The following is a 12,639-nucleotide window of genomic DNA, read 5'->3' on the forward strand; positions in this document are numbered from 1 at the left end:
TTCCCCCATACGTTTCAATGTATTTCAATCATGAATTATGTAGTCAGTCTAAATGCTAAAATTCTCCCTCCTTTTTATTCAATTAAAAATGGATAAATATGATAATAATTGAAACAGGTTAGCATATTGCGCAATCAAATATAGGTCTATAGTATCTACCCATACTATAATTTAGGTTTTTATACACAACCAACCGACAATATACTACATCTCTTTTATCCTAAATTACACATTTTGAATCGTTAGACTAAAATAAAAAAAAGACTTTACCCAGCAGTACCTACTGGTGTAAAGTCTTTATCGTTTTCAGCGCATTTCAATTCAAAATTACCGATTGATCAATACCGGATTTCGTTCAAGCAGCCCGCTACCAAAGGTTTCTCTGAATGGGGAATCCTCCATATGGATATAACCGATGTAACAGCCACATTTTTTCATGCGACAAGGCCGATCAGCGGCCAAAGCCTGCAAACCATCGCGATATAGATGTCCGATGATCCGGCGATCCTTGTAACACCTCTTCACATGCCCTGACCCTTGTACATAAAACACTTCCGAACCGGCAGCACATCGTTTGCCCAAGCTCTCATAATCCTGCAGATTACCTTCAAAAAGCGGATCAAGCCCACGTAAAAACTGAATCTCTTCCGGCGTGTAATACTTGGGTCGATCTTTGAAGGCATTTACCCACATATACACATCATCCGGCAAAGCCTGTCTCATGGACTCAATTGCGGGGAAAGCACTACGGAGTCCGACAGTACCGACACTAAAAGCAAGTCCCATCTGACGCAAGGTCAGACATTGTTTTACAAAAGAAGCCTCTTTTGTCTCACGAGGATGATACGTCGCCCAAAAGGCTGCTTTATTCGCATCCAGCTCCCTCGCCCAATCCAGTTTGACGGACAGGTTGGTTTGAATTGCAACTTTATCCACATGTGGCATATGTGACAGCTCAACCATCGCTTCCCGGTACCAACGACGCACCAAAGCTTCACCGTAGGGATTGAAGAAAATCGAAAATTGATGCCCGGCACTCTCCTGCTCCCTCACCCAATTCACAAATTGACGCAATTGTTGTTCATCCACTTCCAACGTCTCTTTGGAATCCACCGTTTTGCTAAAAGGGCAGTATGGACAATCGTAATTACAGGAAGACAACTTCCCCCGATAATACAAAGTCGCTCTCATGAGAAAACAAACCCTTCCATCTGTTCACGAATTTCGGCAGATATAAGCCAATCTCCAATCGCATCGGAGTAACCCAGTCCTTCTTCTGTCAGACGCAGTACCTGCTTGCCCTCATCGCTCTCTAACTCCGCCATGCCCTCTGTCAACAGTTCAGCCAACCAGACATAGTCGGACATCACATCGGTACCGAAGCGCTGTTGGTAGTCAGACAACGTCAATCCCTCGCGATGCAGCAAGGCTTTCAGGATAAAGCGACGTCTCTGTTCCTCACGGCTTAACACGATGCCATAATCTGCCACATCGTAGCGCTCAGTTGCCACATAATCGGCAATGATGCTTTGTGTGGCCTTGTAACTCACGCCATACTTGGAAGCATAATGTACCTCACTCGTATAAGAGCGTGCGCCACATCCCAGACCAACCATGCCCTCCTCCTGACAGCTATAAGGCAGAAGCACTTTGGAGGACGAATGTTCCTTGGCAAATCTGCGCATCGAATATTGCACATAACCTTTACTTTTTAAAGTCTCACGTGCAGCTTTATACAGTTCCATCCGGATGTCAGGTCCCTGACGGCGGATATCATCGGGCTTCACGATTGTATTTTCCCGTGTATACAAGGGATAGATAAAGATTTCGCCTGGTTCGTAGGCCAGAACTCTTTCCAATGAATAGATCCACGATTCCACCGTTTGCCCTGGCAAACCATAGATCAGATCCAGATTTAACAATGGGAAATCATACCGAGTAAGCTTCTCAAGCGCTCGTTCGACCTCCTGCGGTTTTTGTGGACGATAGATGGCAGATGCTTCAGCTTCAATAAAACTCTGGATGCCCATACTAACACGATCCACACTTCGTTCCTTCATAATGGATAACTTGGCTTCCGTAACGGTATCTGGCGACGTTTCCACCGAAATCGATGCTTGCGCAGGGTCCAGCCCCATCACATGTTCAGCAATATCAAACAGACGATTCAACTGAACCTCATTTAATAATGTAGGCGTTCCTCCACCAATCGCAAACCTCGAATACGGCCTTCGAGATGTAATGGGTGCCCACTGCTTCGCCTGACGTTCCAGCGCATCTACATAGCGTTCATGCGTATCATCCCGTCGATCCGGCAGTGTGAACAGATTACAGAATCCGCAACGAGCAGCGCAAAAGGGAATATGCATATATAAAAAATACGTATCGGTATTTTCTCGTTCCCACAGTGGCCCTAACGGCAGTGGTGGGTCAAGCTCCCGATAGGCGGTCTTGTGCGGGTACGAGTATAAGTAAGAACGATAAGGGAATGCCAGTACTTCTTTGAGGCCTTTAGCTATATTGGATCCGGACTGCGTGGAATGGCCTGTTGTTGTATGTTGTAAATGTTTCTCCATCAGTTTCCTCCTGTCTCCGGTTGTTGTCCTCATAAGATCAATACACACTATACTAAAAATTCACGGTAAGGCACCGTCCAGACGACATCATGCGCAAGCCGGTGTCCTTGATACCCGTCTTCACCGTAAGCTGTACCATGATCGGAAAAAGCTAGGCAATACGCAGGCCGGGCGCGTTTCCTCATCGCCTCGAACAATGGACCAAGAGCCTCATCTACATATCGAAGTGCAGCTCGCTGAGTCTCCACCGAGTCCTCCTTGGCTCCTTCTACAAAGTAACGATTGGGACCATGAATGGCAGACACGTTCAAAAACATAAATATCTTTTCATCCGACGATGTCTGTTCAAGCAGTTTTAATGCATGCTGTACCTGATGCTCTGTTGATTTCGGGTTGGTTACCCCAAAGTTCATTCGCCAGTAGCTCTGTTGGAAATAACCGGGCAATACTTTCGCAAGCGGGTTTTTTTTCGTAAAAAAGATGACGCCGCCAATACAGATGGTGCGGTAACCTTCAGCTGCGAACCCGGATACGATATCCGGTGTATCAAACAACCAGGTGTGCGGATGTGTCTTGAGCCCAGTATTCCGGGAATGAAATAGCCTTACATGAGATGCCTTATCTGTATTGGCAGGAGTCGGCATAAAACCACCAAAAAAAGCATGGTGCGCTGCATATGTAAAACTGCCCGGGGTATGACGTTTCTCCCACGGACCCGAACCACACAGATTAGGACAATTTTTCTCTTCCAGCTTGGCTACGTCATATCGTAACGTATCCAGCGTAATCATTAACAGATCATGGGAGCCCACAATGGTGTTCATATCAGGCATATTGAATAGGCTCCTTTCGTAAAAGCTCCATTTCCCACTCATAGGTTCCGAGGCCATGATGCTCGACCCTGTATAACAGATCTCCAAACGGATTCACATCCAGCACATAGGCACGCGGATTCGAACCACTCGTAAGCATCACATCAATCCCGGCTGACCACGAGTTGGGGAATGCAGACATAGCTGCTTGCGCTGCCGACCGAACCAGCGACATCCGCTGTTCATCCAGCCCTGCTTCAGCAGGCAGCATACGTTCATTGCGCAGATGCAGATTGGTAATTGGCGTACGGCTCAGCCGCATAATCGCATGACCTGCCTGTCCACCCGCAACCAGTTGGCGAATATCGTAGGCCCGTTGATCAAGCGTGGCTTTGGGCATCCACCGTTCAATCTGTGCACCTTCTGCACATAACCAGTTCATCAGCGTAGCAATCTCTTCACTGCGGGTATACTTGCGTAGACGTCCTTCATTGAAGAAAATTGTCTTGCCCTGTCTCTGTTCGATCCCCATCGTTGTTACAGCGATCTCATCACCCGTTCGGGGATTGACTTGATAGGCAACAACTCCTGAAGCCCCGGAGCCGCACGCAAGCTTCACAAATACACGGTTCATCTCGGCAGCCTTCATTGAGGCACACAAGTCCGTATAATTGCGGATTAGCTGCGAAAATGGAAGCGCCGGAGGTACATCAACTCCATGTGAAGATAGATGCTGCTGACATACTCTCTTGTCAAACATCAATTGGATATCGGCGGGATCATTCAAGAATCGAACTTCAGGCCATATTTCCCGAGACTCACGGCCGATTCGATCCAAACATGCTTTCCAGCCACGAAACCACTGGGCGGGAGCGTATATTCTTCCCCACTCCTGTTCCAGCTCAAGTGCCTGTTCTGCGGAAAATGTTTCTGCACCTATTCCATCTATTAAGGGTGAGGTATCGTCCATCGCTCCAAGGAACAACAATTCACGCTCTACTTCCCAATCCTCACCAGGAGCATCAATGCGAATCAGGGGTACAGGCAGATTGAAATCAACTGTATCAGCGATCGTTCGTCCCTGTCTCCAGTTCTGGAGCAATTGGGCATAAGACAGTACAACGGCAGGTTTCAAACCTAATCTATGCCTGGCCTCTTGCATCCCTTGCGTTCTTCGGTTATTGGGGTTTCCAATCAGCAATAAGGGCTGATCTTGCGTTGGATCAGGTATACCTATGGGTTGATACATGGTTTCTTTCATTTCCGTAACACCTGACATCATCTATTCCGTTAACGACGGGTAACGCCAGTCATCCTCATCACTCTGTTGCTGGTCGCTAACATCTACAGATATACCCGATTGGTTCCAGCGAAGGATCATTTCATTGGTCATGTAATGGTAACTTAGATCGAGATGTTTCAGTTTCTTGATCTTGTCACTGGCAAGCAAGGCCTCAGCCCCTTCATCGGACAACGTTCCTTGCGATAGATCCAGTATTTCAAGTTGATCCAGAATAGGTGCTTGAGCTGCTGCTTTGGCAATCTCATCCTGAATTTCACTGTCTTTCAGCCCCAAGTAAACCAGCTTTGGAAATAATCCTTTTTCTAGCAAAGGGAGTACATCTTCAAGTGATCCATCAAAACCATAATTATCCACACCCAAGTACAGTTCCAGTTTACGCAATTCAGGCAATTCAGCGTGAGTGATTGAAGATAACACTTCTTTCGGGAGACCGCCACAAATAATAATCAGTTCTTCAAGCTTGGCATGCTGGAGTGGTTCCAGACTAAGATCACTACTACCCATTACAGAGAATGATTTCAATTCTGGAAAAGCACCCAGCAGTGGTGTGAGATTCGTCTGGATAATCCATGATACTTCACATTCTTCGAATCCCATTTCTCCAATAAACAGTTTCTTCAATGACGGAAAGCTTGGAGCCGACTCGACGAGCGCACCCACGAACTCATCAGGCGAATTTTCATAAGCCTGTCCCCAATCTCCAATGACCAGACTTTCCAATGAGCTGGCCTCCGGTTTAGCCGCTAGTTCCTTGATTAATTTTTCCATACGAATGCCGTCCTCATAATCATCGTAGGATACAACAAGCTTCACTTCTTGCATGAGCAAATCCCTCCGTTTAAGGTTCATATATGATTCGTTAATTTGAATGTTAACCCATACCACAGAAGGCTTGCAACTTCTTCCAACTCCAGTCCCAATGAGATTCCCAATCGTGCAATGTAAACCAACTTTTATGTAGGTATAAGAACATACGTTCTATGTAACAGTCACAGAAATAACCCATAGCATTAGGTATATGGATGGACCTTACCAACCACGCCCACCCCCTCCATCCCCCATTACATCAAAAAAGCGTTAATGGCGGGTGAACCATTCCATTGGAATGCTTCTGTCCTTCCATTAACGCTTTAATGTTATTTCTTATCCTTCAAGTCTGGATACAAGTGCTCTCAGCGCATGACCACGGTGGCTAATCGCCTGTTTTTGCTCAAGCGTCAGCTCTGCCATCGTCATCTCGTATTCAGGTACATAAAAGAGTGGGTCATATCCAAAACCGCCAGCACCTGCAGCTTGGGCCGTGATCCAACCTTCCGCAGTGCCTTCCGATTCATACTTATCACCTGTTGTCGGATCGTACAGTACCAATGCACAGACAAAACGAGCCGGACTTAGTAGCGGCTGCTCGGTGTCCTCACCGGATTTCAACGATTCCAGCGTCTCCAGCAACTTCGCATTATTCTGTGCATCCGTTGCTTCTTCGCCTGCATATCTCGCTGAATATACTCCCGGCTCCCCGTCCAACAGATCTACGCAAAGTCCTGAATCGTCTGCCAGAACAGGCAATCCAAGCGCATCACCAACCGCCTTGGCTTTCTTCCAGGCATTCTCCGCAAACGTTACGCCATCTTCCACCACATCCGGCAGCTCCGGGTAGTCAAACATGCTCTTAACCTCTTTGCCAAGCGGTGCGAAAGCATGAGCGAATTCACGGACTTTACCCGCATTGCGGGTTGCAACAATGAGGATTGGGCTGTCCAAACTCATCTTAAGCTTCCCCTAATCCACGCGCGCCGATCTTAAGCGCAATCGGTCCAAGTACTTCTTTTTGACGCTCGATCATCTCCAGAATTCCCTGCTCACCCAGTTCCAGCATTGCGTTCAGCTCACGGCGATCAAATGGCGCTTCCTCACCTGTTCCCTGAAGCTCGACGTATTTACCGCCGCCTGTCATCACCAGGTTCATATCCACCTTGGCTTTGGAATCTTCATCATAGTTCAGATCCAGTACAGGCTGTTCACCTACTACGCCCACACTTACCGCAGCAATGAAATCCGTAATCGGGAACACTTGCAGTTTGTGCTGTTGGGAAATCTTGTTCACGGCAAGCGCCAGCGCTACAAACGCACCGGTAATGGACGTTGTGCGTGTGCCTCCGTCGGCTTGAATAACATCACAGTCCAGCGTAATCGTACGCTCACCAAGAGCCTGCAAATTGACCACCGAGCGAAGTGCCCGACCAATCAGACGCTGGATTTCCATGGTGCGTCCAGTTAATTTGCCGCGATTGGCTTCACGTTGGTTCCGAGTATGTGTTGCACGTGGCAGCATGGAATATTCAGCCGTTACCCAGCCTTTCCCTTGCCCTTTCATAAAGGGAGGAACACGTTCCTCCACTGTAGCTGTACAGATCACCTTTGTATCTCCAACTTCAATCAGTACAGAGCCCTCGGCGTATTTATTTGTGTTCACTGTTAAATTCAGCGGGCGCAGCTGTTCGCTGGTTCGTCCGTTTGATCTCATTTTTTCTGCCTCCTACGACTTAAGCATCCTGTAATGTTGAGCTTGTTCACACTTTTACTAATCCCTTATATTTTACCAAAGAGTTCGGTTAAAAGCATCCTTATGCATTCTGCGTTCGTTAAATCGGAATTTCGTTAATATATTCAGGCTTGGAAACCGGCGCACTGTAATCCCTGTTGTCGTCACCCATGACCGTTTTTTGGCCGTTCCACTCGATCTGTACTTTGGCATCCTTGCTGGCTGTGTTCTCCGCAGTGGTTAATACGACAGACTGTAAAAGCTCGCTTGGCACGATATCCCCTTCGGCAAACATATCATCTTTCAAGGCAACCGTTACCGTGCCATCCTCTGCCGTTTTGACCGATTGCAGCTCCGTTCCGCCTGTCATGACCTCTTCCAGTTCTCCACCTTTGTCAGGTCCCTTGATCAGCTCATTCAATGCTGCCTGCACCCGATCTTCACCAGGTGTAACCAGACGTGTAACCGGAACATAATATTGGATGCCTGCTGGTGAAGCAGCGGAGAAATAGACCGTTACCGGACTACTGTTGGTCACAAACGTATCACCCAAATCCAGATTGATTCCCACAGCCCGATTCAGCGGTTCAGGCAACGGCGTGCTGTTCACCGGCATTTGTGTTAACTTTTTGCCATCCACCCAGATCTGCACATTCTCCACATCAGGCGTTCCCGTCAATGTCCACGTGACAGCTTCTAGCATTTTCCGTTCTTCCTTCGCATCATACTTGGCAAAATTACCCGAGAACTCCACGACCGCCAGCTTGTCATCCGCGTGAATCGTTACATTCTGCACAACCGTTCCCTGTGGGAGAACGCCCTGGAATCCTTCCGGCAACATACCCGCATAGGCCCCGCCTGTGACAAGTGTATCCAGAGCTGTCTTTGGACTGCTGGCGTCTGTTCCAGAAGGAAGTGTCAGGGATACCGGAGCGAGCAGCCCCTGCTGGTCTTGCAGATATACCGTCGTTAATGGGAGCGTTGCGAGTGCCCCATTTCCTTCGGCTGCCTGAATCATGGCTGCTTCCTGAATGGGCGGTGGTGGATCAACAGCTTCGGAAGACTGTGCTCCAAACATGCCGCAGCCTGACAATACCATAGGAATACTCAGCAGCGCTGCTGCCGATACCGTACGCAAAGATTGGATCTTTCTCATGATCACGTTCCCCCTCATCATTTTTACAGTTTGTACTACCATGTATACGAGCCTTTGTCCAAAAAATAACTAAAAGATAATCGCTTTGCTGAAAACTTATATATTATCTTAAAGAAACGTAAAACAGGTTAATAACGTATTAGGAAGCAAGAGTAGGGACATTGCTAACTTCAGAGGAGGAATCGCCCATGGAACATCCTGAGCAAGAAAAAATCCCTTACAGCCTGAATAGCCGCAAAGTGGCGGAGGCAACAAGGGAATGGCTGCATAAGCGGGGCGTCACGATCCCTGAGATCGCAGAGCTGGTCATGTTATTGCAGAAAAAATATTATCCAGGTCTTACGATGGAAGAATGTATCGAAAATGTGGAGATGGTTCTCCGTAAACGTGAGGTACAGAACGCTGTTCTGACCGGGATTCAGCTTGATATTCTGGCAGAACAGGGGCAGCTCATATCTCCTTTGCAGGAGATGATTGAGAACGATGAAGGACTGTACGGCGTGGATGAGATTTTGGCATTCTCCATCGTCAATGTATATGGCAGCATTGGATTTACGAATTATGGTTATGTGGACAAGCTAAAACCAGGGGTGCTTGAACGACTGAATGACAAGAGCCTGGGTCCTGTTCACACGTTCTTCGATGATATTGTCGGTGCGATTGCATCGGCAGCGAGCAGTCGGATCGCCCATCGCAAACAATCCGAGCTTGAAGAAGCACTGGGAGAAAAACCTGTCAGTGATGACGCTGTATAATGCGTAACTCGTTTCATATCTGAAGCCATGTGGAACATTGGACATGTGTGTGGATGCTTCGTGAAATAACTGTTTGAGGAAATAACTATTCATGAAAAAAGCGGCCTGATGGCCGCTTCTTTTGCATGTGTAACGATACATATTGGATAATCCACATGTTATTATTTCAGATGTTTAGGTCGTACCGTTCTCACCAAACCAATACCTTCAACCCAATTCTGCTCGGAATGTGAACCAGATGTTGCCCGTTTCGGTCCAATCGTGATTTCCGGGCCTTTGCGTTCTCGCAACATGCCACGCAACACCGTGATACCGAGAATGCTGAGTCCGGTAAATACATACATCATCCGCATGATGATATTGCCAGAATCCGTTCCGGTAACCATGCCGTGAACCAGCAGACCAATGAACACCGGATAGGACAACAGGTGGAACATGAACCACCATTTACGGCCCAGCTTGTTCCGCAGATCACTGGATAACAGGACAATCACTAATCCGTAGAAGGCTAACGTTCCCAGACCACTGCCGATCGGATGCACGGAAGCTGTAAAAGGAATCAGAAGTTCTCCCCAGGTAAACGGGCTATAGTGATCAATATATAACGTTAATGCGTGCACGAGTCCAAGTCCGAAGGCGAGCCAGGTCGTTCGAATATGCCATTTGAACATGGTTGCTTTTGGTTTGCCTTTGGCCATAGGCATCCCTTGCGCAATGCCCAGAAACACACCTGTAAAGAGCAGCACATAAGCAGCAATTCCACTAATTCGAATGATATTCCACGTTGGCAGGTAATCTACAATCCATTGTGCCATAACCGGCTCCCCCATATCTGTTAGACTTGTCCTAGATCAGACTGAAGCGATGATCCGGATCAAAACCGGGCCAGTGCTCAGCAAGCGTATCCGTATTCCCTCTAAAATAAGTAATCCCATCCCGTGTCATCCACAGGACGTCATGCCGATCGTAATGTCGATTTAACCAGCCCACTGCCTCGGCACTACCCAAAATGCAGACCGTCTTGGCAATGATCTCGCATTGTGACGCATGCTGTCCCAGGACGGTACACTGTAACACATCCGTATCCGCCGGTTCCATCGTCCGGGGGTCAATGAGGTGGTGTGCAAAGCTTCCATCCGTATTCTGCCATTGTCTGCGGGAAATACCCGAAGTGGCAACAGCTCCTCGCTGTAAACGGATCACTCCCGACACAGCACCCTGATTCTGCAAAGGATCTGCTACTTGCAAGGTCCACTGGGAATGGTCTGGTGAACCCCATACTTGAATATCTCCACCCGCGTTAATCAAACCTGCCGGAATATGCAACGTTCGCTGTAACCAGTCTGCGATACGCTCCACTGCCCAGCCCTTAACAATGCCTCCCAGGTCCAACTCAGCTCCGGGGTCCAGATGAACCATCCGGCTACCTTCCCGCTGAATCCAGCTCGGACGACTGTGGTCATATCGATCTTCTGTCATCCCTGAACATTCAGGCGTTTTAGTTCGCAATATGCGTTCAAGCAACGGACGTTGCGGTTGTCGTTGTTGCACTTTCTCGAAACTTATATCATATCCCGAAGCCTGAAGAGCCTGCGAGATACCTGGTTGAAAAATCCCTTCAGTCAGTCCAATATATCCATAGGCCAGACTCAAAACTTCATCCATCGCAGCGGAGATGGGGATCCATCCGGTCGAACCATTCAGACGATTTAGTTCACTGTCTGCCACAAATCGGCTGAAGCGCTGCTCCTGCGTCTCAAACCAATTCTTCACCAAGGTTGCTGCATGTTCAGCTTCTTCCCGCCCAGCGGACAGTTGCACTTCAACATCCGTGTTCATCGCACGGAATTGAAATCGGAGCGGACGAGCAACTTGCTCCGTGCGGCTCATGATGAACCTGTGCGTGACTGATAGTTGCCACTGCTGTATCCGGAGTCTGTACCCTGGTTATTTTGTCCGACACGCTGAGAATCTGAATAATTCCCCTTGTTACTCGTGCTCTGATCTGGCAGAGCTGCTTTTGTGCTATCAGATGTTCCATTATATTGACTATCATTAATGTCATTGTCCTGCGTGTTCCAGTTGTTGCTGTCCGTTGTACTGTTGATCCATTCATCCATCACATCATCATGCGTATCCACTTGGCTTGAAGCAGTAACACTTGTATCTGTGCCATTTGCTGCTGCATAGGCCACATCAAAGGCATCCGAAGTTCTTACATATTGAAAGAGTGCAGCCACAGTCAACGTTGCTGCCGCTGAAGCTTGCCATTTTCTCCATTGATTCCGTTTTCTTCTGGTCATCGCTCTTCCCTACTTTCTTTAGGGTATGTCTCAAGACACGCCCTAGCGAAGTTCATAGATGTATCATAGGCGCGCTGGCTTAAAAATAGATGAATGAACCGTTAAGAGAGGCTAAAAAGGCCCAGAACAGGTGAATTTCCTGTCCAGAGCCTTTATATAGATCGTATTATCTTTTCATATCCATATCATCATTTCGTTTAGATTTGAAAATAGAACGTGCCATCCGGTTGCTGCTCTTGCTTCACTACTTCGCGTCGAAGTAACTCCTGCAAATGGGCCAACGTCTCACTCATGGCAAACCGCAGTTGATGGGTACCCAGCCGATTGCCAAACATGTGCACACAGATGTCATAAGCATTCGCCGGTGACTCCTGAATTCGCTCCGTCATCTTCTGAAGACGTTCCTCGTGATGAGCCAGCAATTGTACTGTCCGTTCGTTGAACTGGGCAAAAGGATTCCGATGTCCGGGATACGCCTGCTTGACGTTCAGCTCACCAAGACGTTGCAATCCTTCCATATAAGACAATAATGGCTGAGGGTCACTGCCGGGTTGCAGACTGATGTTCGGTGAAATCTGTGGCAAAACTGCATCTCCGCACAGAATCTCCATGGACTCCGGCGCATAAAAGGATAAATGGCCTGGGGCATGTCCACCCGTCTCCACAGCAATCCAACGTCTCCCGCCCATATCGAGCCACTCGCCATCTTCAACGGGTGTGACATTCGGAAGTGGCGTGATCTGCGAAGTAAATGCCTTCATATGTTCATGTATCTGCTCAGTCTTGTCTTCCGGCATACCATGACGACCATAATAATCAGGTAATATTGTATTGATACGTGAATCAGGTCCCCACATATAGTCGGCCTCTTGGCGGGAGCGTGTGGACATTCGAACGGGTGCCCCCGTCATCTGTTGCATCCAACCCGACAACCCAAGATGATCGGGGTGATGGTGGGTGAGTACAATTTGACGAATATCACTAAAGGTCAGGCCAAGATCTGCCAGCGCTTCACTCCACTCCTGTTCTGTTTCCGAATTACGCGGTCCCGGATCTATAATGGTTATCTTCCCACCCGATTCTGATAACACATAACTGTTCACCCATCGCAAGGGAAACGACATGCTGATCTTGACCCGGTGTATGCCCTCTGTCATGGACATCTCTTCTGTGCGCTTCATGTTATCCCCCT

General features: G+C 48.0%; 13 protein-coding genes. 1 reads left to right on the forward strand and 12 read right to left on the reverse strand.

From position 1 onward, the window contains the following. Nucleotides 1–327: 327 nt before the first annotated feature. The 8 genes from BLS69_RS24815 to BLS69_RS24850 form a co-directional block, all read right to left on the reverse strand. Complete coding sequence (locus BLS69_RS24815) at nt 328–1,191, reverse strand: STM4011 family radical SAM protein (RefSeq protein ID WP_091037619.1); 864 nt, start codon at nt 1,189–1,191, stop codon at nt 328–330. Continuing rightward, complete coding sequence (locus BLS69_RS24820; protein WP_091037621.1) at nt 1,188–2,576, reverse strand: STM4012 family radical SAM protein; 1,389 nt, start codon at nt 2,574–2,576, stop codon at nt 1,188–1,190. The genes BLS69_RS24815 and BLS69_RS24820 overlap by 4 nt, the downstream gene beginning before the upstream one ends. 47 nt (nt 2,577–2,623) lie before the next feature. After that, complete coding sequence (locus BLS69_RS24825) at nt 2,624–3,409, reverse strand: STM4013/SEN3800 family hydrolase (protein WP_091037623.1); 786 nt, start codon at nt 3,407–3,409, stop codon at nt 2,624–2,626. Then, a complete protein-coding gene (locus BLS69_RS24830; RefSeq protein ID WP_256332420.1) occupies nt 3,402–4,649 on the reverse strand; it encodes an STM4014 family protein in 1,248 nt (415 codons plus the stop codon). Before BLS69_RS24830 ends, BLS69_RS24825 begins: the two co-directional genes overlap by 8 nt. Before the next feature lie 21 nt (nt 4,650–4,670). Continuing rightward, the gene (locus BLS69_RS24835; RefSeq protein ID WP_091037625.1) at nt 4,671–5,513 is read right to left on the reverse strand and encodes an STM4015 family protein; all 843 of its coding nucleotides are present in this window, start codon (nt 5,511–5,513) and stop codon (nt 4,671–4,673) included. Nucleotides 5,514–5,834: 321 nt separating this feature from the next. Continuing rightward, on the reverse strand, nt 5,835–6,458 hold the full coding sequence (locus BLS69_RS24840) for an XTP/dITP diphosphatase (protein ID WP_091037628.1): 624 nt from the start codon (nt 6,456–6,458) through the stop codon (nt 5,835–5,837). A gap of 1 nt (nt 6,459) precedes the next feature. Next, on the reverse strand, nt 6,460–7,215 hold the full coding sequence (rph, locus tag BLS69_RS24845; protein WP_017692572.1) for a ribonuclease PH: 756 nt from the start codon (nt 7,213–7,215) through the stop codon (nt 6,460–6,462). A 118-nt stretch (nt 7,216–7,333) separates the two neighbouring features. Further along, nucleotides 7,334–8,389, reverse strand: coding sequence for a GerMN domain-containing protein (locus BLS69_RS24850; protein ID WP_091037631.1), 1,056 nt, complete (start codon nt 8,387–8,389; stop codon nt 7,334–7,336). Nucleotides 8,390–8,577: 188 nt separating this feature from the next. On the opposite strand from BLS69_RS24850, the gene BLS69_RS24855 reads away from it, so the two are divergent. Beyond that, complete coding sequence (locus tag BLS69_RS24855; RefSeq protein ID WP_091037633.1) at nt 8,578–9,144, forward strand: phosphatidylglycerophosphatase A family protein; 567 nt, start codon at nt 8,578–8,580, stop codon at nt 9,142–9,144. Between the two features lie 161 nt (nt 9,145–9,305). Here the strand turns inward: BLS69_RS24855 and BLS69_RS24860 are convergent, their stop codons facing one another. From BLS69_RS24860 to BLS69_RS24875, 4 genes are all read right to left on the reverse strand, one after another. Continuing rightward, on the reverse strand, nt 9,306–9,959 hold the full coding sequence (locus BLS69_RS24860; RefSeq protein WP_176873009.1) for a ferric reductase-like transmembrane domain-containing protein: 654 nt from the start codon (nt 9,957–9,959) through the stop codon (nt 9,306–9,308). A gap of 31 nt (nt 9,960–9,990) precedes the next feature. Continuing rightward, nucleotides 9,991–11,034 carry an FAD:protein FMN transferase gene (locus tag BLS69_RS24865; protein WP_091037639.1) on the reverse strand — a complete coding sequence of 348 codons (1,044 nt, stop codon included), beginning with the start codon at nt 11,032–11,034 and terminating at the stop codon, nt 9,991–9,993. Continuing rightward, nucleotides 11,031–11,447 carry a hypothetical protein gene (locus BLS69_RS24870; RefSeq protein ID WP_091037641.1) on the reverse strand — a complete coding sequence of 139 codons (417 nt, stop codon included), beginning with the start codon at nt 11,445–11,447 and terminating at the stop codon, nt 11,031–11,033. Before BLS69_RS24870 ends, BLS69_RS24865 begins: the two co-directional genes overlap by 4 nt. Nucleotides 11,448–11,644: 197 nt before the next feature. Then, nucleotides 11,645–12,628 carry an MBL fold metallo-hydrolase gene (locus tag BLS69_RS24875; protein WP_091037643.1) on the reverse strand — a complete coding sequence of 328 codons (984 nt, stop codon included), beginning with the start codon at nt 12,626–12,628 and terminating at the stop codon, nt 11,645–11,647. Between the last annotated feature and the right edge of the window lie 11 nt (nt 12,629–12,639).

The organism is Paenibacillus sp. CF095 (assembly GCF_900101225.1).
Taxonomy (GTDB): Bacteria; Bacillota; Bacilli; order Paenibacillales; family Paenibacillaceae; genus Paenibacillus.

Coding starts and splice junctions, on each gene's coding strand:
- BLS69_RS24815 (WP_091037619.1), bottom strand. CDS start 1,191: ATGAGAGCGACTTTGTATTATCGGGGGAAGTTGTCTTCCTGTAATTAC.
- BLS69_RS24820 (WP_091037621.1), bottom strand. CDS start 2,576: ATGGAGAAACATTTACAACATACAACAACAGGCCATTCCACGCAGTCC.
- BLS69_RS24825 (WP_091037623.1), bottom strand. CDS start 3,409: ATGCCTGATATGAACACCATTGTGGGCTCCCATGATCTGTTAATGATT.
- BLS69_RS24830 (WP_256332420.1), bottom strand. CDS start 4,649: ATGAAAGAAACCATGTATCAACCCATAGGTATACCTGATCCAACGCAA.
- BLS69_RS24835 (WP_091037625.1), bottom strand. CDS start 5,513: ATGCAAGAAGTGAAGCTTGTTGTATCCTACGATGATTATGAGGACGGC.
- BLS69_RS24840 (WP_091037628.1), bottom strand. CDS start 6,458: ATGAGTTTGGACAGCCCAATCCTCATTGTTGCAACCCGCAATGCGGGT.
- rph (WP_017692572.1), bottom strand. CDS start 7,215: ATGAGATCAAACGGACGAACCAGCGAACAGCTGCGCCCGCTGAATTTA.
- BLS69_RS24850 (WP_091037631.1), bottom strand. CDS start 8,389: ATGAGAAAGATCCAATCTTTGCGTACGGTATCGGCAGCAGCGCTGCTG.
- BLS69_RS24855 (WP_091037633.1), top strand. CDS start 8,578: ATGGAACATCCTGAGCAAGAAAAAATCCCTTACAGCCTGAATAGCCGC.
- BLS69_RS24860 (WP_176873009.1), bottom strand. CDS start 9,959: ATGGCACAATGGATTGTAGATTACCTGCCAACGTGGAATATCATTCGA.
- BLS69_RS24865 (WP_091037639.1), bottom strand. CDS start 11,034: ATGAGCCGCACGGAGCAAGTTGCTCGTCCGCTCCGATTTCAATTCCGT.
- BLS69_RS24870 (WP_091037641.1), bottom strand. CDS start 11,447: ATGACCAGAAGAAAACGGAATCAATGGAGAAAATGGCAAGCTTCAGCG.
- BLS69_RS24875 (WP_091037643.1), bottom strand. CDS start 12,628: ATGAAGCGCACAGAAGAGATGTCCATGACAGAGGGCATACACCGGGTC.